The 19,439-nt window shown below is 60.3% G+C and carries 17 protein-coding genes; 9 read left to right on the forward strand and 8 right to left on the reverse strand.

Going from position 1 to position 19,439, the window contains the following annotated elements; genetic code table 11:
* Positions 1-12 precede the first annotated feature (12 nt).
* Positions 13-807, reverse strand: coding sequence for a TIGR00282 family metallophosphoesterase (locus FPL22_RS17470; RefSeq protein WP_144354330.1), 795 nt, complete (start codon positions 805-807; stop codon positions 13-15).
* Positions 808-928: 121 nt separating this feature from the next.
* Here FPL22_RS17470 and ilvB point away from each other — a divergent pair, with 121 nt between their 5' ends.
* Entirely contained in the window at positions 929-2,704 is a 1,776-nt protein-coding gene (gene ilvB, locus FPL22_RS17475; RefSeq protein ID WP_144354331.1) for a biosynthetic-type acetolactate synthase large subunit, read from the forward strand.
* A gap of 109 nt (positions 2,705-2,813) precedes the next feature.
* Here the strand turns inward: ilvB and fabF are convergent, their stop codons facing one another.
* The 4 genes from fabF to FPL22_RS17495 form a co-directional block, all read right to left on the reverse strand.
* Positions 2,814-4,064: a beta-ketoacyl-ACP synthase II gene (fabF, locus tag FPL22_RS17480; RefSeq protein WP_144354332.1), complete on the reverse strand. Its 1,251-nt coding sequence runs from the start codon at positions 4,062-4,064 to the stop codon at positions 2,814-2,816.
* Positions 4,065-4,161: 97 nt separating this feature from the next.
* A complete protein-coding gene (acpP, locus tag FPL22_RS17485) occupies positions 4,162-4,422 on the reverse strand; it encodes an acyl carrier protein (protein ID WP_144354333.1) in 261 nt (86 codons plus the stop codon).
* Between the two features lie 28 nt (positions 4,423-4,450).
* Entirely contained in the window at positions 4,451-5,191 is a 741-nt protein-coding gene (gene fabG / locus FPL22_RS17490; protein ID WP_144354334.1) for a 3-oxoacyl-[acyl-carrier-protein] reductase, read from the reverse strand.
* A gap of 125 nt (positions 5,192-5,316) precedes the next feature.
* Positions 5,317-6,486, reverse strand: coding sequence for a sulfite reductase subunit alpha (locus FPL22_RS17495; RefSeq protein WP_144354335.1), 1,170 nt, complete (start codon positions 6,484-6,486; stop codon positions 5,317-5,319).
* Between the two features lie 107 nt (positions 6,487-6,593).
* Here FPL22_RS17495 and FPL22_RS17500 point away from each other — a divergent pair, with 107 nt between their 5' ends.
* The 6 genes from FPL22_RS17500 to FPL22_RS17525 all read left to right on the forward strand — a co-directional run bounded on the left by FPL22_RS17500 (position 6,594) and on the right by FPL22_RS17525 (position 15,724).
* On the forward strand, positions 6,594-7,394 hold the full coding sequence (locus FPL22_RS17500) for a pseudouridine synthase (RefSeq protein WP_144354336.1): 801 nt from the start codon (positions 6,594-6,596) through the stop codon (positions 7,392-7,394).
* Positions 7,384-8,181 (forward strand): hypothetical protein, encoded by a 798-nt coding sequence (locus FPL22_RS17505; protein WP_144354337.1) that lies wholly within the window; start codon positions 7,384-7,386, stop codon positions 8,179-8,181. Before FPL22_RS17500 ends, FPL22_RS17505 begins: the two co-directional genes overlap by 11 nt.
* Before the next feature lie 105 nt (positions 8,182-8,286).
* Positions 8,287-9,159: a bifunctional methylenetetrahydrofolate dehydrogenase/methenyltetrahydrofolate cyclohydrolase FolD gene (folD, locus tag FPL22_RS17510; RefSeq protein WP_144354338.1), complete on the forward strand. Its 873-nt coding sequence runs from the start codon at positions 8,287-8,289 to the stop codon at positions 9,157-9,159.
* A 42-nt stretch (positions 9,160-9,201) separates the two neighbouring features.
* A complete protein-coding gene (locus FPL22_RS17515) occupies positions 9,202-10,329 on the forward strand; it encodes a hybrid sensor histidine kinase/response regulator (RefSeq protein ID WP_144354339.1) in 1,128 nt (375 codons plus the stop codon).
* 10 nt (positions 10,330-10,339) lie between these two features.
* The gene (gene proC / locus FPL22_RS17520; RefSeq protein ID WP_144354340.1) at positions 10,340-11,143 is read left to right on the forward strand and encodes a pyrroline-5-carboxylate reductase; all 804 of its coding nucleotides are present in this window, start codon (positions 10,340-10,342) and stop codon (positions 11,141-11,143) included.
* Positions 11,144-11,206: 63 nt separating this feature from the next.
* Positions 11,207-15,724 carry a hypothetical protein gene (locus tag FPL22_RS17525; protein WP_144354341.1) on the forward strand — a complete coding sequence of 1,506 codons (4,518 nt, stop codon included), beginning with the start codon at positions 11,207-11,209 and terminating at the stop codon, positions 15,722-15,724.
* A 243-nt stretch (positions 15,725-15,967) separates the two neighbouring features.
* On the opposite strand, the gene FPL22_RS18220 is transcribed toward FPL22_RS17525, so the two are convergent.
* From FPL22_RS18220 to FPL22_RS17540, 3 genes are read right to left on the reverse strand one after another with little or no spacing between them, the layout of a single operon-like run.
* A complete protein-coding gene (locus FPL22_RS18220) occupies positions 15,968-16,192 on the reverse strand; it encodes a tyrosine-type recombinase/integrase (RefSeq protein ID WP_415663389.1) in 225 nt (74 codons plus the stop codon).
* A complete protein-coding gene (locus FPL22_RS18225) occupies positions 16,152-16,436 on the reverse strand; it encodes a GIY-YIG nuclease family protein (protein ID WP_144354342.1) in 285 nt (94 codons plus the stop codon). The genes FPL22_RS18220 and FPL22_RS18225 overlap by 41 nt, the downstream gene beginning before the upstream one ends.
* 41 nt (positions 16,437-16,477) lie before the next feature.
* Positions 16,478-17,338, reverse strand: coding sequence for a site-specific integrase (locus FPL22_RS17540; protein WP_144354343.1), 861 nt, complete (start codon positions 17,336-17,338; stop codon positions 16,478-16,480).
* A gap of 417 nt (positions 17,339-17,755) precedes the next feature.
* Between FPL22_RS17540 and FPL22_RS17545 the strand changes: the two genes are divergently transcribed.
* Positions 17,756-18,145, forward strand: coding sequence for a hypothetical protein (locus FPL22_RS17545; RefSeq protein ID WP_144354344.1), 390 nt, complete (start codon positions 17,756-17,758; stop codon positions 18,143-18,145).
* Between the two features lie 1,065 nt (positions 18,146-19,210).
* On the forward strand, positions 19,211-19,439 hold a 229-nt coding region (locus tag FPL22_RS17550; RefSeq protein WP_144354345.1), incomplete at its 3' end, for a hypothetical protein.

Consider the following 19,439-nt stretch of genomic DNA (forward strand, 5'->3'; position numbering starts at 1 on the left):
TTTCTTCGCCCGTTAACGTCCGCCTCCGCGTCGCACGGTGATCAAGCGCACTTCGGTCGCGCGCTTGGCCACCTCATCGTAGTCGACCAACGCACCCGAGATGCGCACGTCGCCCTCGGCCACTTCGAAGCGTTTGGGCATGCCATCGAGAAAGCGTGAGATCACCGGCGCCACTTCGCGACCGAGCACGGAGGCATAGGGGCCGGTCATGCCGACATCGCACATGAACGCCGTGCCTTTCGGCAACACGCTCGCATCCGCTGTGGGCACATGCGTGTGCGTGCCGAGCACCGCGATGGCGCGTCCGTCGAGATGCCAGCCGAGCGCGATTTTTTCACTGGTGGCCTCGGCGTGAACTTCCACGAAAACGCCGTCGGCCTTGCCTTCGAGTTTCTTGAACATCGCCTCGGCGCAGAGGAACGGACACTCCGCTTTCATGCCCATAAACGTGCGGCCGAGCACGGTGAACACCGCGAGTTTAAACCCTTTGATATCGAGGATCACATGATCGGCGCCGGGGCAGGATTCAGGCAGATTGGCCGGCCGGCACACGGTCGGAAAATCATCGATCTCGTCATCCCAGCCGCGTTGATCCCACACGTGATCGCCCAGCGTGATGGCATCGATACCGCTGCCGAGCAGCGTCTTCGCCAGCGTGGCCGTGATGCCATTGCCCGCCGCTACATTCTCGCCGTTGGCGATGACGACATCCGCCTTCAACTCGGTGCGGAGACGCGCCAGACGCTCGGTCAGAATCTCGCGGCCGGGCTTACCGACGATGTCGCCAATGAACAGAATTTTAAGCACGGCGCCCAAAGTGCACAGCAGACCCGCCAAACCAACCTCAAATGTCCCCGCGTTTTCCACTCTTGCCAGCCTAGGGCCGGACGGGTTTTCTCTCACCCTTACGTCATCACGTTAAATGCCTATGAAATCGTCCACCTCCCCCACGTCGTTTCCCCAACCCGAAATTGGCCGCGCCATGAACGGTGCTGACGTGGTCGTAGAGTCGCTTTCCCGTGAAGGCGTTGACGTGATTTTCGCCTATCCCGGCGGTGCTTCCCAAGAGCTTCACCAAGCCTTCGCCCGCAGTGATAAAGTTCGCGTGATTCTCCCCCGCCACGAGCAGGGCGGCTCCTTCGCGGCCGAGGGCTACGCCCGCGCCACCGGCAAGGTCGGCGTGTGCATGGCCACGAGCGGCCCCGGCGCCACCAATCTTATTTCCGCGATCGCCGATGCCTACATGGACTCGACCCCGATGGTCGCCATCACCGGCCAGGTGTTCACCAAATTCATCGGCAAGAGCGCGTTTCAGGAGACCGATTTCTTCGGCATGACGCTGCCCATCGTGAAGCACAGCTACCTCGTGCTCAACGCCGCCGATCTGCCGCGCGTCATCAAAGAAGCCTTTTATCTCGCCCGCACCGGCCGTCCCGGTCCCGTGGTGATCGATATCCCGAAGGACGTGCAGCAGACCAAGCTCACGCCGGTTTTCCCGGCCACCATTTCCTTCGCCAACCCGACGCTCGGCTCCCTCCCGCAGGCCACCGACGACGAGCTCAAACGCGTGCTCGATCTGGTCTCCGCGGCCAAGAAGCCCGTCATCTACGCCGGCGGCGGCTTGATCTCCGCCGAAGCGTTTGCCGACCTGAAGACCTTCGCCGAGAAGACTAACATCCCCGTCGCCACGACGTTGATGGGTATCGGTGCGTTCCCCGAGTCCCACCCGCTCTCCATGCGCTGGTTCGGCATGCACGGCTCGGCCTACGGCAACTGGGCGGTTGATCAAAGCGATCTCGTGCTCTGCCTCGGCGCCCGTTTCGACGACCGCATCACCGGCGACACCTCGAAGTTCGCGTCCAACGCCACGATCGTCCACATCGACATCGACCCCTCCGAGCACAACAAGAACAAGCGCGTGCAGCTCCCGATCGTGAGCGACGTGAAGCACGCCCTCGTGCGTCTCAACGAACTGATCGCGGCGGCCAAGTTCACCGCGCCCGACACCAAGGCTTGGATCACCCAGATCAACGCATGGAAACGCGACTACCCGTTCAGCTTCGAAGACCACAAGCACATCCTCCCGCAGGAAGCGATCAAGACGCTCTACGAACTCACCAAGGGTGAAGCCATCATCGCCACCGGCGTGGGCCAGCACCAGATGTGGGCCGCGCAATTCTATCAGTTTGACGAGCCCCGCCGCTACATCAGCTCGCTGGGTCTCGGCGCGATGGGCTACGGCTATCCCGCCGCTCTCGGCGCGAAGGTCGCCTGCCCCGACAAGCAGGTCATCGACATCGATGGCGACGGTTCGTTCATGATGAACATCCAGGAGCTCGCCACCGCCGCGGTGGAGAAAATCGCCGCCAAGGCGATGATCCTGAATAACCAGCACCTCGGCATGGTCGTGCAGTGGGAAGACCGTTTCTACGGCTCGATCCGCGGCAACACCATCCTCGGCCACGCCGACAACATCGGCAGCCCCGACAACCCCGGCGGCCTGTATCCCGATTTCGTGAAGATCGCCGAAGGCTTCGGCGTGAAGGGTCGTCGCGTCATCAAAAAGAGCGAACTCAAGGAAGCCATCCAGGAGATGCTCGACCACGACGGCCCCTTCCTCCTCGACGTCATCGTGCCTTACACGGAACACGTGCTGCCGATGATCCCCGCCGGTAAGACGGTGAAGGAAATGATCCTCAAGTAAGCCGCATCCGTTCAACGGATACAAAAAAAGACCCGGGCCGAAAAGCCCGGGTCTTTTTATTGATGAAAGGCAGAAAAGGAGGACGGACCTCCCGGTCCGTCCTCCTCGATCAGATCGCCTTAAACACCACGGCGGCGTTTTGTCCGCCGAAGCCGAGGTTGTTGCTCATGACGACCTTCACCTTGGCCTGGCGCGCGACATTCGGAACGTAGTCCAGATCGCACTCCGGATCGGGCTCATGAAGGTTGATCGTTGGCGCGATATTGCCCGTCTGAATCGTCTTCACGCTGATCACGCTTTCGATGCCGCCGGCTGCACCGAGGAGATGGCCAGTCATCGACTTGGTGGAGCTGATCGCCACCGACTTCGCGCGTTCGCCGAACACGCGCTTGATGGCGAGCGTCTCGAACTTGTCGTTGTAGGGCGTGCTGGTGCCGTGGGCGTTGATGTAGTCCACCTGGTCGGGCGTGATGCCCGAGGCGCGGAGCGCGCGGGTCATGGCCATGCCGAGTCCCTTGCCCTCGGGATCCGGCATGGTGATGTGATGCGCATCGGCCGTCGCCGCATAACCGGTGACTTCGGCATAGATGCGGGCACCGCGCTTTTGCGCGTGCTCAAGGGACTCGAGCACGAGAATACCCGAGCCCTCGCCCATCACGAAACCATCGCGGCCGAGCGAGAACGGACGGCTTGATGTGGCGGGATCGTCGTTGCGAGTGCTCATGGCGCGCATGGAGCAGAAGCTGGCATAGGCGAACGGCGTGATGGTCGCCTCGGTGCCGCCCGCGATCATCACGTCGGCATCGCCGCGCTTGATCATGTGCATGGATTCGCCGATGGCGTGCGTGCCGGTGGCACAGGCCGAGACCAAGCCAAAGTTCGGACCGCGTGCGCCGATCTCGATCGCAAACATGCCGGAGCAGATGTTGCCGATCAGCGCGGGGATGGTGAACGGCGAAACTTTGCGCGGACCGCCGTCGAACAGCTTCTTGAGCTGCGCCTCGTAGGTATACATGCCGCCGATGCCGGAACCGATGACCACGCCCACGCGATCAGGGTCTTCCTGCGACATATCGAGGCCGGAGTCCTTGAACGCCTGCTTGGCGGCGCAGAAGCCGAAGTGCGTGTAGCGGTCGTTGCGACGCGCCTCCTTGGGATCCATGTGGTCTTCCGCATTCCAGTTTCGGACCTCGGCGCCGACTTGGCTGGCGAAATTGGTCGGATCGAAGAGGGTGACGCGGTCGATGCCTGGCTTGCCGGCCAGCAGGCTGGCCCAAAACGAATCCACATCATGGCCTAGTCCGTGAATGGCACCAAGACCGGTGACGACAACGCGCTGGGAGGCAGGGAGATTTTCCATGAAAAATTGAGCTAAACGTTGGGGTCTAAAAACAAAAAAGGCGTTCTACCAGGAAGTCTCGCAAGAGGCTCGGTAGAACGCCGAAAGAGAATGTCGCTTACTTACCGGCTTTGGCGGTGATGTATTCCACAACCTGACCGACGGTGGTGAGCTTCTCGGCGTCGGACTCGGGGATTTCGCCCTTGATCTCGTCCTTGAACTCTTCTTCGAAGGCCATGATCAGCTCGACGGTGTCGAGGGAATCAGCGCCGAGATCGTCCAGAAAGGAAGCCTGGGGCGTGATCTGCTCTTCGTTAACGTTAAGCTGGTTAACGATGATCTCTTTGACGCGTTGTTCGATGGTTTTTTGGTCGGCCATGATAGTATTACTTGAAGGTTGAAAGGGGTCACATTGCCATACCGCCGTCAACGGCAAAAACTTGGCCGGTGACATAGGAGGATTCTTCGGAGGCAAGAAAAGCGACGGCGTGGGCGATTTCAGCGGCTTCGCCGAAGCGTTGCATCGGGATCAGCGCGGTGGCGCCCTTCTGCACTTCCTCGCTCAGCTCGGCGGTCATGTCGGTCTTGATGAAGCCCGGAGCGACCACATTGGCGGTCACCCCGCGCTTGGCGAACTCCTTGGCGATCGACTTGGTGAAGCCGATCATACCGGCCTTGGCGGCGCCGTAGTTGGCCTGACCGGCGTTACCCATGATACCGGTGACCGACGAAATATTGACGATGCGTCCCCAGCGATTGCGGCACATGGGCCAGCCGATGGCTTTGGTCCAATGGAAGCAGCTCGTGAGGTTGGTCTGGATAACGGAGTTCCAGTCGTCGTCGGACATGCGCGCGAGCAGGCCGTCACGGGTGATGCCGGCGTTGTTCACAAGGATGTCGATTTTGCCGAATTCCTTGATGAGTTCTTCGGAGGCTTTGATGACCGCCGGACCGTCGGAAACGTCCACGGCGCGGGCAACGGCCTTGCCACCGGAGGCGACGATGGACGCAGCCACGGCGCCGCAGGATTCAGCGGACTTGGAAACGCAGATGACAGTGACGCCCTTGGCGGCGAGGGTTTCGGCGATGGCTTTGCCGATGCCGCGGCCGGCTCCGGTGACGATAGCGGTGCGATTGGTGAAGGTCATGGTTGGGGAAAAGAAGTAGCGAGTAGTGGGTAGTGAGTAGAACAACCTGAAGCAGCAAGCGGCGGATAGTGCAGCGCAGCGTAATGCTCGCTACCCACTACCCGCTACTCGCTACTTTTCAGCACTCAATACACGTCGCGCTGGTAGCGCTTGTCCTTCTTCATCTGCTTCACGTATTCGATGGCCTGCTCGGTGGTCATCGCGCCGTGTTGCACGATCACATCATGGAGGGCGACATCGACGTCCTTGGCCATGCGCTTGGCGTCACCGCAGACGAAGAAGTAACCGCCGCCGCTGATCCAGCTCCAGAGCTCGGCGCCCTTTTCGCGCATCTTGTCCTGCACGTAAACCTTGAGGATCTGGTCGCGCGACCAGGCGAGGTCGAGATGGGTGACCTTGCCGTCGGCGACATACTTCTCCCACTCCTCTTGGTAGAGGTAGTCGGTGTGGCTCTTCTGGTCGCCGAAGAACACCCAGTTACGACCAGTGGCACCGGAAGCCACGCGATCCTGCACGAACGCGCGGAACGGAGCGATACCGGTTCCAGGACCGACCATGATGGCGTCCTTGGTGATGTCTTCCGGCGGACCGAAGTGGGAGTTGGAAACAAACACCGGGGCGGGCGTCTCGTTCACGCGCACGCGGTCGGCGAGGAACGTCGAGCACACGCCATGGCGTTCGCGGTGGTTGGTGGTGTAGCGAACGACCGCCACCGTCAGGTGGATCTCGTTCGGGAAGGGCTTCGAGGAGGAAGCGATCGAGTAAAGACGGGGCATCAGCTTGCGCAGGTGATCAACAAATTCCTGCGGGGTGAGCTTGGTGTTCGGATACTCGCTGAGGATGTCGATGTATTCGCGTTCATCGAGGTAGCCGGCGAGTTTTTCCTTGGCCTCGGGAGTGACGAGTTCGCCGAGAGCGGCTTTGTCGGAAGGATCGGTGGCCTTCGCGAACAGGGTGTTGATGATCTTCGCGGTCGGGCTGCCGAGGGCGAGCTTGTGCGAAAGCGCTTCGTGCAGGCTGATCGGCGCGGGCAGTTTCAGCATCGCGGGCGAGACGAGCTCGTCGCCACTGGCACCGAGCTTCTCCAAGATTTCGGCCACCTCAACCGGACGGTTGGAGGGGAACACGCCGAGGGAGTCGCCGGCTTTGTAAGAGAGGCCGCTGTCACCGAGGCTGACGATGAAGTGGCGCGTCTCCTTGGCGGAACCCGGCTTGTTGAGCAGGCGGTTCTCGGTCACTTTGGCCGGGAACGGATTGTCTTTCGAGAATGCGGAAGTGGCGACGGGAGCTGACATAAATTCAAGAATTGAGGGAGAGCCCCCCCTCCCCCGCAAGCCCTTAGTTGCGATGCATGGCACGCGGGCTTGCATCGGCCTGCGCTTTGCAGCCAACTTTGCTGTTCATGAGCGAATCCGAGCCTATCCGTCTGCAAAAATACCTTGCCGAAACCGGCATCTGCTCGCGTCGCGATGCCGAGGTGCTCATCCGCGAGGGCGAAGTATGGGTCAACGCCGTCAAGGCCATCCCCGGCCAGAAGGTCACTCCGGGCCTCGATAAGGTCACGGTCAGCGGCAAGAGCATCAAGAACGTCGCGCCCCAGCCCAAGATGACGCTGGCCATGCACAAACCCCGCGGCCTCGTGTGCTCGAACGATGATCCATTCAACCCGCAGACGGTCTTCGATCTGATTCCCCGCGAGTTCTCCAAGTTTCGCTTTTTCTGCGCCGGCCGTCTCGACAAGGAAAGCGAAGGACTGCTCATCCTCACCACCGACGGCGATCTGGCCAACCGCCTGATGCACCCGCGCAACGTCGTTGTTAAGCGCTACTTCGTCGCCCTCAAGAAACCGTTCCCCAAGTCCCGTATTTCCCAGCTCGTGCGCGGCATCACCGTCGATGGCGAACACTTGAAGGTCGAGACCGCCACCCTCGTCAACGCCGGGAAAAACGAAGAGTCCGAGAGCATGGACGTCTCCATGCACCACGGCAAAAAACGCGAGATCCGCGTCCTCTTCGGGAAGCTCGGTTACGACGTGAAACGCCTCCGCCGTTACCAGATCGGCTCCTTCCCGCTGAAAGGAATTCCTTTGCGGGCGATGAAACAACTTTCTACCAAAGAAATTAATTCCCTCTTCAAAGATCCCGGCGCGCATCCCCTCGCTGTCGCCCTCGCCAAACGTTCAGTCAAAAAAAATGAAGCTTAATTCCACCCTCTTCGCCGCCCTCGTTCTGGGTGTCGCCGCCCTCCACGCCGCGCCCCTCGCTGAAACCACTCCGGTTTACGCCAAGCCCGACGCCTCCACGCCCGCCATCGCCTCGCTGAAGGCCGGCACCGAACCCTCCGTTTCGAACGCCATCTCCGCCCCTTCCGGCTGGACCGCCGTCACGCTCTCCGGACCGCATGATGTCTACGCTGCCAACAAGGATGTCACCAAGGCCCTCGAGGTCCGCGCCGGCGCGCCCTACTTACTCGAAGCCAAGACCGACGCCCCCGTGCTAGCCCTCGCCGATAAAGACGACGTCTCCGAGATCACCGACTACCGCGGCAAGTGGACCAAGTTCCGCCTCACCAAGACCGTGACCGGCTACATCAAGACGCCCTCCGCCAAGACCGTCGCCGCTCCCGTCGCCGTCACGACCACCAGCGTTGCCGCAGCTCAGATCAAAGACACCGCCGCTCCCTCTCAGCCTCCCGTCACCGCGATCGGCCGCGCCGCTCCCGCCGGCGATGGTGCCTCGAGTTCCCTCCCCCGCCTTTTCCAAGGCCAGCTCGCCTCCACCTACAGCCCCCTGCGCCCCCGCCGTCCGTATGATTTCCAGCTCAACGACGATGCCGGCGCCCGTTATGCCTACATTGATGTGAGCAAGCTCCTCGCGACCGTGCAGATTAACAAATACATCGACCGCACCATCGTCGTTTACGGCACCGCCAAGGCTGTCCCCGGCACCAAGGACATGGTCGTCGTCGCCGAGAGCATCCAGCTGCGCTGATTAAAACCAGCCGCCAGTCCAGAGCGAGAGTCCAGAGCCCAAACCAGCTCTGGACTTTCCGTTTCCGGCTCTCAACACCCAGCTCTCATCCCTCAACTTTCCTCCATGCAACTGATCGACGGTAACCAAATCGCGGCCGACATCGTCGCCGAACTCAAATCCCAGGTCTCCGCCCTCTCCGGTCGCAAGCCTTGTATCGCCCTCGTGCGCGTCGGCGAAGATCCCGCCTCCGTCTCCTACGTGAAGAAAAAGGAGAAGACCGCCGCCGAGATCGGCATCGAGAGCCGCATCATTCTCCCGCCCGCCACCACCACGCAGGCCGAGCTTGAAAAGCTCATCGACGACCTCAACGCCGACCCGACCGTGGACGGCATTCTCGTCCAGTCCCCGCTGCCTAAACACCTCGACGAACCCGCCGCCTTCCGCCGCCTCGCCGCGCACAAGGACGTCGATGGTTTCCACACCTTGAACATCGGCAAGGTCGCGCAAGAGGATGACACCGGCTTCGTCGCCTGCACCCCCGCCGGCATCATGGAGCTCCTCGCCCGCTCCGGCACCGATTTGAAGGGCAAACACGTCGTTGTCCTCGGTCGTTCCCTCATCGTCGGCAAACCCGTCGCCCTCCTCGCCCTCCAGAAAAAAGCCGGCGCCAACGGCACCGTCACCATCTGCCACTCCGGCACCAAGGATGTCGCCGCCATCACCCGCCAGGCCGACGTCCTCATAGCCGCCATCGGCCGCGCCGAATTCGTCACCGCCGACATGGTCAAACCCGGCGCCGTCATCATCGATGTCGGTATCAACCGCGTCGCCGATCCGTCCAAGAAAACCGGATACCGCCTCACCGGCGACGTCCATTTCCCCACCGTGTCGCCCCTCGCTTCCAAAATCACCCCCGTCCCCGGCGGTGTCGGCCCCATGACCGTGGCCATGCTGATGAAGAACACCGTCAAGGCCCACCGCCAATCCGCGGCCTGAGTCTTGCTCCTTCTCGTTTCCGCACTCTAAGTCCGTCCCCAGATGTCCGCCCACAAAATCCTGGTCGTCGATGACCAACCCATCAACGTCCAACTCCTGAAGCGGAAGTTGGAGAAAGAGGGCATCGAGATTCTCACCGCCTACAACGGCCAGGAGGCGCTTGATTCCGTCGCGCACACGAAGCCCGACCTGATCCTCCTCGACGTCATGATGCCCGACATGGACGGCATCGAGGTCTGCCAGCGCCTTCAGGCCAACGAAGCCTCGCGCCACATACCGGTGATTTTCGTCACCGCCCGCACGTCGAAGGAGGGCAAAATCGAGGGCCTCGGTGTCGGCGCCGTCGATTACATCACCAAGCCCATCGACCTCGATGAAACCCTCGCCCGCGTCCAGACGCAGCTCCGCTTCGTCCAGATCAACCGCGAGATGCTCGACCTCCAGCGCCGTCTCGTGGAAGCCCGCCGCGCCGCCACCATCGGCGCCGTCACTCAGGGCGTCGCGCACAATCTGAATAACCTCCTTGGTGTGGTCCTCGGTTACCTCGACCTCATCAAGTCCGGCTACGACAAGCCCGAGAAGGTCAAAAAAAACGCCGAGAGCGTGGAGAACGCCGTGCAGCGCATCGTCTCCATCATCAAGCAGCTCAGCTCGCTGGTCGTTAAATCCCGCCTGCCCCTCGTTCGCTGCAAACTCAACGAGGTCCTCGAGAGCGCCGTCGCCCGCTACCAGTCGGAAAATAAAATCACCCAGCCCGTCCTCATCGACAATCCCCTCGGCGAGCAGACCATCGACACCCACGTCGAGATTTTCGAAGACGTCCTCGTCAAAGTCCTCATCAACGCCTGGGAGGCCTACGATGAAACCGCCGCGACCGAGCGACCGATCTGGATGCGCACCGCACTCACCGAAACTTCCGAGGGCCGCCAGATTCAGATCACCATCGAGGATGCCGGCCACGGTATCGACGAGGATATCCGTGATCGCATGTTCGAGCCGTTCATCAGCTCCAAGCACACCGTCGGCGTCGGCATGGGCCTCACCGTCGCCCGCCACGCCCTGCGCAATCTCAGCGGCGAGATCACCGTCAACGACCGCGAAGGCGGTGGCTCCTCCGCCGTCATCACCCACCCCGTCGAACGAAAAACCCGCAAGGGTCTCGACGCCTGATCCGCCCACCATGCCCAAGATCGCCTTCCTCGGAGCCGGCAACATGGCCGCCGCCATCGTCACCGGCCTGCTCGCCCAGAACGTCTGCACTCCCGCTGACATCTCCTGCCTCGGTGGCGGCGGCGCCAGCGCGCAAAAACTCGCCGGTCGCACCGGTATCCGCCTCGCCACTACGCCCGCCGATCTCCTCTCGACCGCCGACATCGTCGTCATCGCCTTCAAGCCCCAGCATCTCGCCAGCGTCGATCCACTCATCTCCGCGCTCACCGCCGGCAAGCTCGTCATCTCCGTCCTCGCCGCGAAGACCCTCGCCCGCCTGTCGGCCGCCTTCCCCTCCGCGCGCAACATCGTGCGCACCATGCCCAACACCCCCAGCGCCATCGGCGCTGGCATGACCGGCTGGTGCTCGTTGAATCCTTTATCCGACACCGACCGCGCCACCGTGCTCACCCTCCTCCGCGCCATCGGCAAGGAAGTCGAAGTCCCCGAGAACCAGATCGAAGCCCTTATGGGCGTCAGCGGCTGCGGCCCCGCCTTCGTGTTCGAGTTCACCGCCGCCCTCCGCGAAGCCGGCGTCACCGCCGGACTCGACCGCGACACCGCGCAAATGCTCGCCGTGCAAACCCTCCTCGGCTCCGCGCGCCTCATGGCCGAAACCGGCACCGAACCCGAGACGCTCCGCAACCAGGTCACCTCGCCCAACGGCACGACCTTCGCCGGCTTAAAACGCCTCGAAGCCCACAACTTCCGTGCGATCATCGCCGAGACCGTGCAAGCCGCCAAAGCCCGCGCCGAAGAACTCGCCCAAGGCTGAGCCAACAGCCGCCAAGAACCAGAGAGTTGCATCGCGCATCGGCCACCGGCTGAATCCGCAGCCATGTCGTTTCGCTTTCTTTCCGGCATCCGTTTTGTCGCGAGCATCGTTTTCGTTGCCGCTGTTGCCACCGGTGTCTGCGCACCTGCGACCGCCGCCGCCACTTCGCCGTCCGCCAACATCGCGGAGTTCCAAACCCAGCTCGAAGCCGCGCTCGCCAAGGATGACTTGGAAACCGCCTGGCTCGCCCTGCGCAACTGGACCGACGCCAAGCCCAACGACCCCGTCGCCCGACTTTTCGAGGCCGAGCTCTACGTGCGTCTCGGAGCCCCCGCCGCCGCCATCGGCTCCGCCCGTAAAGGCCTCTCCGCATCCGCCGAGCCCGCTCTCACGCCCGCGCAACGCCGCGCCTTGCTCGCTCTGAAAGCGCAGGCTCACACCGCCGTCGAGGAGCCCGCCGCCTCTTGGGCCGCCTACTCAGAGCTCCTCAAAAACCCGTCCGCCGACAAGGCCGACAACATCACCCAAATCGCCCGCCGCGCCCGCTGGGATGCGTTCATCCGGTTCAACGAAGCAGCCGTCTGGGATCGGTTGCTGAGTCGCGCCGCCGCCAAGGCCTCCGCACCCGATGCCCCCCTTTCCGCGCAGATCGAACTCGCTCGCTGGCTCACCGCGGCCGGCAGCACCGATGCCGCCGCGAACCACCTCAAAAAGCAGCTGGCCGCCCATCCGGAATCAGCCGAATTACGAAACGCCCTTGCCCATCAGGTGCTCCTTCGCACCGCCGAGATTTCCAAGTTTGATCTCGTTAGATTCGTGGAAAGAAACCGCGAGGATCTCGCTCTCGTCAGCGGCAAAAGAACCGGCTTCGCCGGCGAACTGCTGACCGCGATCGAAGCCAGTGCCGCCGTGGAAACCACCTCCAAAGTTGAGCGCAAAGTCCCGCCTGACTTACTCAAATTCGTGAAGGAGTTTCTCCAGACCGCCAAAACCCGTCACGCGACCTTCATCAAAGACTACACGAAGCAAACCCAGACCTTGACTGCGCTCGCCGACAACTTCAGGGCGCTTCGCGAGGAAGCCGATTACAACCTGTCGGTGCCAACGGATACCTGGACCAAGTGGGAGGCTGACGTCCGCGGACCTTACAACGCGCTCGGTCCGGTTTACACCAACCTCAAACGATTCGATGATCTCTGCCAGTTTCTCGTTCAACAACTCGACGCCCGTGAAACCGCCCAGCCTGCGGATGCGCCCATCATCAAAAACCTGAAAGCCGAACTCGCCGCGATGATCGACGAAACGAACAAGGACAACGCGCTTTCCATCGGCGAAAATCTGCTTTTTTTCACGGCAGGCGATGTAGTGTTCGCACGCGAGCAACGCGCCAAATCCGAAGCCCGTGCGTTGCTCGACGCGGCCAAAACTCCCGCAGACGTGCTCGTCGCGACCGACGCTGCGTTACTCGCCGGTGATAAGTCCTCCGCCACCTTGCGCCGCCGCCACGCCACCGCGCTCGAGCTCAAGAATCTCAACGAAGCCCTGTTCTCCGGCGCCCGCGCCTTCGTCCGAGAGTGGGTCGGCCCGGAAACCGGCCTTGATCGCGAACTCGAACCGGACACCCAAGCGTTGCTGGTCAGTTTGGAGACGCTTGCCGCGCAGGTTGACGCCGAGGTCGCGAGCGCCGCCGCCTCGTGGCAATCCGCCGATCCCGCCCGCGCTTTCGAACAATTGGACCACGCCCTCACCGCCAATCCCGCCCACGCCGCCGGCTGGATGTTGCGCTGGCAATGGGCCTCGCAGGCGCGTGACGAAAATTCCGCGTCGATCGCCCTTCAGCATTGGTGGCGCCTCGATTCCATCGAAACGCTGAACACCAGCGCCGCGTTCGCCACCGCCACCAGCGCCGGTTCTTGGGATCTACTTTTCTCCCTTGCAGACAACCGCATCGCTAACGACCCGACCGATATCGAGGCCCACCTTTTCCGAACGTTCGCGGCCATCGCCTGCGACCGACTCGCCGTGGCGCAAAGTTCCCTGCCCTTGCTGGAAGTCTCCCTTGATAGCGCCACCGGAAAACTCGTCGCATCGATTCTCGCCGAACTCTCCAACGCGCCAGTCGACAAAAAGAAAAGCGCTCTATCATCCGCCAACGAACTCCTCGTCACGCCGCAGAAACCCGCCGGCACCGAGCTCTGGTCGGTGTATCAAACCCACCTGCTCGGCGCCAACGCCGGGCCCAACGCGCTTCCCGGCATCTCCTCCGCCACCGCACACGCCGAACTGCTCGCCGGTCGCCTCAGTCCTACCGACTACTCGCAACGCGTGCGCGGCACGCCGGAAGAGCCCGCCTCCAAATGGTTGTCCGCCCTGATCGCACGCAAAGCCGGCCCCTCCGAAAAAACCACCACGCTCCTCGCCGACGCCGCCCGTGATACCTCGCTGCCGCTGGTTTTCCGCGTGATCGCCCAACGTCAGGCCATGCTGGATCGCGGTGAATCACCAGCCCCATCGCTACGTCGCGGCGATTCGTTTTTCCCCGATCCCAAAGCAACTGCGGCCGACAAAACCGGCTTTGGTTCCGCCCCCGGCCAGGAAGTCGCCCTCACCGGACCGCTCGACTTGGGCGCCTGGCCGATGGAGCGCCCCTTGCGCCTTCGCGGCATCACCGACTCAGCCGCGAAGTTCACCAGCACGAAGGCTCCTGACTTCGCGTTCACCAAAAACGAGAAAACCGCCCGGTGGAACCGCAACCCTAAGAAAAAAACGCCACCCACTCGCCTCTGGGAATTCCGCGATCTCGCGTTGAGCGGAACGTTCAAACGGTTAGATGAAATGATCTCCAAGCAGAAATTCGCGGGCTCGCTTATTCTCGACGGCTCCAATCTGCGCCTGAATAGCGTGGCGCTTCAACTGCCCGGCGTCGCTCGTCTGAATAACGCTTCAGGCGCGATATCGTATATCCTGCAAACCCCGGACTCGGTCATGATTTTGAACGATGTCGATATTTCCATTTTCCAAGCCGAGGTCAGCGGCCGGTTAAACATCAACCGAGGGCAGTTGAAACACACCGGCGCGATTACGGTGCACACCACCGGCTCGCTGGACGTGAGCGACGTCAGCCTGACGGGCAAGCTCCCGTGGGCCACGCAACCCGGCGCGCGTTCAAGCCTGAAAAACGTGGTCGCGATCAACAACTCAACCTGGCCCGCCACGTTGCCCGCCGGCTGGTCGCTGCAAAACACCCGCATCGTCGGCCCCGTGGAAAAAGCCGCCAAAGCCGTCATCGCCCTCCCCGCGCCCAACACGGCCGAACTCTGGGTGCTGGCCGCACCGGGAACCGCGCCCACCGCCACGTTCGCCACCTTGGACGAACTGCAAGCTGCCTTGGACACTTCGGCTCCCGGCTCCGTGCTCGCCCTCGCGCCGGGCAAACATCGACTCCGCAGCCCGCTCATCATGCCCCCGGGCATTACGATCACCGGCACGGGTTCGGAGATCGGTGTCTCCCGCGGCTTCTCCAACGTCTTTGTTTTTAGAGGCCCGGGCGCATCCAGTCTGCGCGCCGTCACTGCGCTGGTTGACGAGGTGCCCGGCCCCGGTGGATCGATCTACTCCGACATGACGCCCAAAACCGCCCTTCACCTTGACGAAGGCACCTGGGTCTTCGTCAGCCGCGGTAATTTCTACAACTGGAGTTCCCACGTCCACACCGCCTTCGTGGTAATGCCCGGTGCCCAGCTCGACCTGGCGGAAACCACCATGGCCGGCAAAGAACGCGTCGAACCGCGTGGCATCGTCCGCAATGACAAAGTCCCCGCGAAATCCCTCTCGGGCCTCCGCGAGATCGTGGCCCGGCGCACGCGCGAGGATTTGTGGGCGCGCGCCGCGTTGCAATTCACCCAACGCTTCGACGCCGCCCGCACCGCTGGCGAACGTGAAGGAATCACCCGCGTTTACGTGAGACAGATCGCCGAGGCCGGTAAGTTAACGGGCTCTACGACCGCGCAAAACACCCGCCAGATCGCCACCCCGCTGGCGCCGCGCATGGCGAAATTCCCCGTCGAAGTCGGCAGCCTCAACGGTTTGGTCTGGGGGGCCGGCGATCCCGATGCGGCGATCCTGCGCGAAGTTTACGGCCCCACCGTCCTCGGCTACCTCAATCAATTCTCGAAGGCCTTCACCATCGCCCAAGACGCCGGCAAAGTTCAGGAAGTCGAGACCGCGTTGAGCTTCCTCCTCGCCTATCCCGCCGGCAGCGAAAACTACGGGCCCGCCATGAATGCATTCAAACGAGGCCTCACCGTCGGCCAGTTCGAAGCCCAGATGATCGCGGACAAAAAAGCCGCCGCCGACCTGGCTGCGGCCCTGGCTCGTCAACGCGAACAAGACGCCCGCTACGCCAGTCAATACCCGTCCACCTACAGAGCGAGTTCCACACGCTCCTCGGGTTCAAGTTACAGCGCCCCGACCTACAGTGCCCCGCCCCTGGCTCCGGCTTGGAAACCCAGCGAAAGTTACCAAATGCAGGTCTACCGTCACAACCTCGACGTCCAGATCTCGCGTGCCGTCGGCCGCTAAATTGGACTGATCCCCCTCCGAAATGTAGGGGCGAGGCTAGCCCCCGTATTCCGGACCGTCCTCCGCTCAACTCTAGACTCTAAAACTTCCGCCTCCGCCCTCCGTCGCCCGCTCCGTCCTCTGTATTCCGTATTCAGTCCTCCGTCCTACACCATCCGTCCTCTGTCTTTCGTCCTCCGTCCGCCCCTTCTTAAACTTCATCTTCAAACTTCATCTGGCGGTGCCGCCCACGCCCGCCTTCCGTCACACGTCCAACGGACTCCTCACGCCGAGCCCCGGCTTCTGCATCACATGCAGATATTTCTGGGTCGTCTCAACACTCTCGTGTCCCAGCAAATCCTGCACGGTCCGGATATCTACGCCATTCTCCCGCGTAAAAAGGCTGCGCCTCACGCGGCTCCAGTTAACCGAGTGTAGCGAAAACTTCTTACGCCAATTCTTCGGACACCCGGAACGGCTTCTCCACAAAATGGGCCCGACACTGTTTTTGCAGCAAACGGCGACCTGCGCCGCTTTTCAAAAACTCCTCTCGTCCCTTTGCATCGGTCTCACATGTATAAGCTTCGTAATAAATCAAAGCCCAAGGACCTCTATAAGACGTAGAAAATGCCATTCCCGACTTATGTTCCGCCAACCGCCGCCGCAAATTAGCGGAATAACCGATATACAAACCACCATCTGATTCCGACTGGAGCACATAAACATAAAGCATAGGCGCAAGCAGCAGGAATTAAACCGCGTGGGCGAAGCCTTTTACGCGGCCATCAACCCGCCCGTTCCCTCCGTCAGCGCCAGGAATTTCCGCACCTCCTCCTTCCCAAGCACCTCTGGCAACTTTTTGCCTCTCCGCGCCCGCGCCGTCTCCTCCATGTCACCCAGCGGCCTCACCAACACCCGCTTGAAGAAAAACAACAGCGCCGAAAATGCCTGGTTCTGCGAACTCGCCGCCACTCGCCGCGTCAGCGCCAGATACTCCAGATAACGCTGCACCTGCTTTTCGCCCAGTTCCTCCGCCGACACCGGCCCCGTATAAAGTAAAAACCTCCTCAGATGCTCGATATACGTCTGCTCCGTGCGGATTGAATAATGATTCACCCGGATCGCCCGCCGCAGTCCGTCGATCCACGCCTCCAACTCCACCGGCGCACCCTTCGGCGACACCTCCCCTTGAGCCGACACCAAAGTCCCGTTCACCCCGCTCGCCTTCACCCGATACCGCAATACCCAGCCCCCGGGCCCCGCCATCGGATTCGATTTCTGCCCTCCGTATTCCGTCATCGGTTCTCCGTCCGTTGCTTTCACCCAACGCCACCGTTCCGTCCCTCGACCAAACAAAATCAATGCCTGCTTTAACTGATCCACCTGCCAATCCGCAGGCTTCGACTGCATGAAGAACGAAAGGTAAGCTTCTACAGCCACAGGGAATTCTAAAAGCTCGCCATGCTTTCGCGTATGATTCACAAAACGCTCCATGTGGTGCCCGAGCCAAAACGCCTCTTTGTCTGACACCTCAGCCCCGGCAGCCTCCAAAATCCGCCGCACCGCATCCTTCGGCTTTAAATCTCCCTTTGCCGTGTGTGTTTTTGCCTCCTCTGCCGATTGATTTGTTTTCATACCGCCAAAAAGCAAATAGTATGCCCAAAAACCAATTCCCTTTTCTCTGTCTTTGCAGGCTTAAGCCCTGCAAAAGCTCACTTTTTTCCGCCTAAACAACGTTCGGCAAAGAAATGCTTTCTCTGATTACAGGCATCGCAGTATTCGCACTCGGAATTTTCGGGTGTTACTACGGCTTCAAAAAAGACGGAAAAGCAGTATATCGATGGACCGGGATTGGACTTATTATTTTCAGCATTTGGATAGTTATTCCAGAAATCGCAGACATTCACATGCGGATGAATCACTCGAGTTTACTAAATAAAACCATACCGCCGAACCAGGCGTTACAGACAACGACCCGCACTGTCACGCCGGCTGCTTCGCACCCGTCGCGCCAGTGCGTGTCGTGTCTGATCTGAATCGTTGGGCAAAAATATGAAAAAAACCGCCTTCATATGCTTCGTAGCAATTTTACTTCTGGCCATTGGTCTGGCCCGTCCGCCCGTCGAGGGTCACTATTATTGCTGGCTCTTTTCTTATCTTAACGGATCACGTGGATATATTGTTCTCCAAGACGGAAATGTAGCTCAGGTGAATGAAAAAGATAAGAAGATCGAATTCATTCCTAGTATCGGAAATTATGAGCGGCTCTCGAATGGACTTGTTCGTATAAATATCGATTACGGAAATGAGCGACGCTCCGATGATGTATCTATTGGCTGGCTTGGGTTCCAATTCGATTCGAAATTCGGAAAAGGAGCACCCGAGAGTTCCTGCAGAGCGAAACGTGAGTTTCGGCCATGGATACTCCAGAATCTAAAATGAAAACGACGGAGCCCAACCAGTCGTTACAGACAATGACCTTCGCTGTCACGCCGGCTGCTTCGCACCCGTCGCGCCAGCGAAGGTCATGTCTGATCTAAAGCGTTCGGCAAAAAAATAAGCCATGCTCGCGACTAGCCTAAACAAAATATCCACCAAGGCATATGGATGGCTGTCATTAAGCCTTTGTCTTATTGGTTATATTTTAGGCGCGCTTAGCGGACCTCTTTGGGTTCACTGGGGCATTCACGGGCGCCCGCTCGACTATATCGGCGGAGGTCTATTCTGGCTCGGATACGCACTACTCTGGATACTTCTTCCAGTTTCATTATTTAGGCCGAATTCTCGATTTTACATGACAGGCGACTGTTGCTCACGGGCCGGTATGTTTGGATTTACCGCCTTACTGCTTTTGGCTGCACACGCATTGATTATTTGGAGTATTTATACGGCATTTGGTCGTTAATCAGAAATGAAAACTGAGCCGAACCAGTCACTACAGACAACGAACCGCACTGTCACGGAATGTGCTCCGAGCCGCACATTCCGCGCCAGCGCGATTCGTGTCTGACCTCAAACGTTCGGCAAAAAAATAAGCCATGCTCGCGACTAGCCTAAACAAAATATCCACCAAGGCATATGGATGGCTGTCATTAAGCCTTTGTCTTATTGGTTATATTTTAGGCGCGCTTAGCGGACCTCTTTGGGTTCACTGGGGCATTCACGGGCGCCCGCTCGACTATATCGGCGGAGGTCTATTCTGGCTCGGATACGCACTACTCTGGATACTTCTTCCAGTTTCATTATTTAGGCCGAATTCTCGATTTTACATGACAGGCGACTGTTGCTCACGGGCCGGTATGTTTGGATTTACCGCCTTACTGCTTTTGGCTGCACACGCATTGATTATTTGGAGTATTTATACGGCATTTGGTCGTTAATCAGAAATGAAAACTGAGCCGAACCAGTCACTACAGACAACGAACCGCACTGTCACGGAATGTGCTCCGAGCCGCACATTCCGCGCCAGCGCGATTCGTGTCTGACCTCAAACGTTAGCCAAAAATTATGAAACCCCTGCTGGTCATTTTCTCGCTGCTTTTTGTCTCGTCTGCATTCGGCCAAACGGCGCTACACGAAATTCAGTTCACCGACCATAAGTTCGTATCGTTCATCGAACCAAAAAAATACAGTATTTATCCGCTGAGCGAGCGCGCGATGCCCCTGATGCAGACTAGCACCGAACGGAAGATTGTAGCCGCCGATTATATTACAGGCATAAAGATCAAGACCGGAA

Source organism: Rariglobus hedericola, assembly GCF_007559335.1.
Classification (GTDB): domain Bacteria; phylum Verrucomicrobiota; class Verrucomicrobiia; order Opitutales; family Opitutaceae; genus Rariglobus; species Rariglobus hedericola.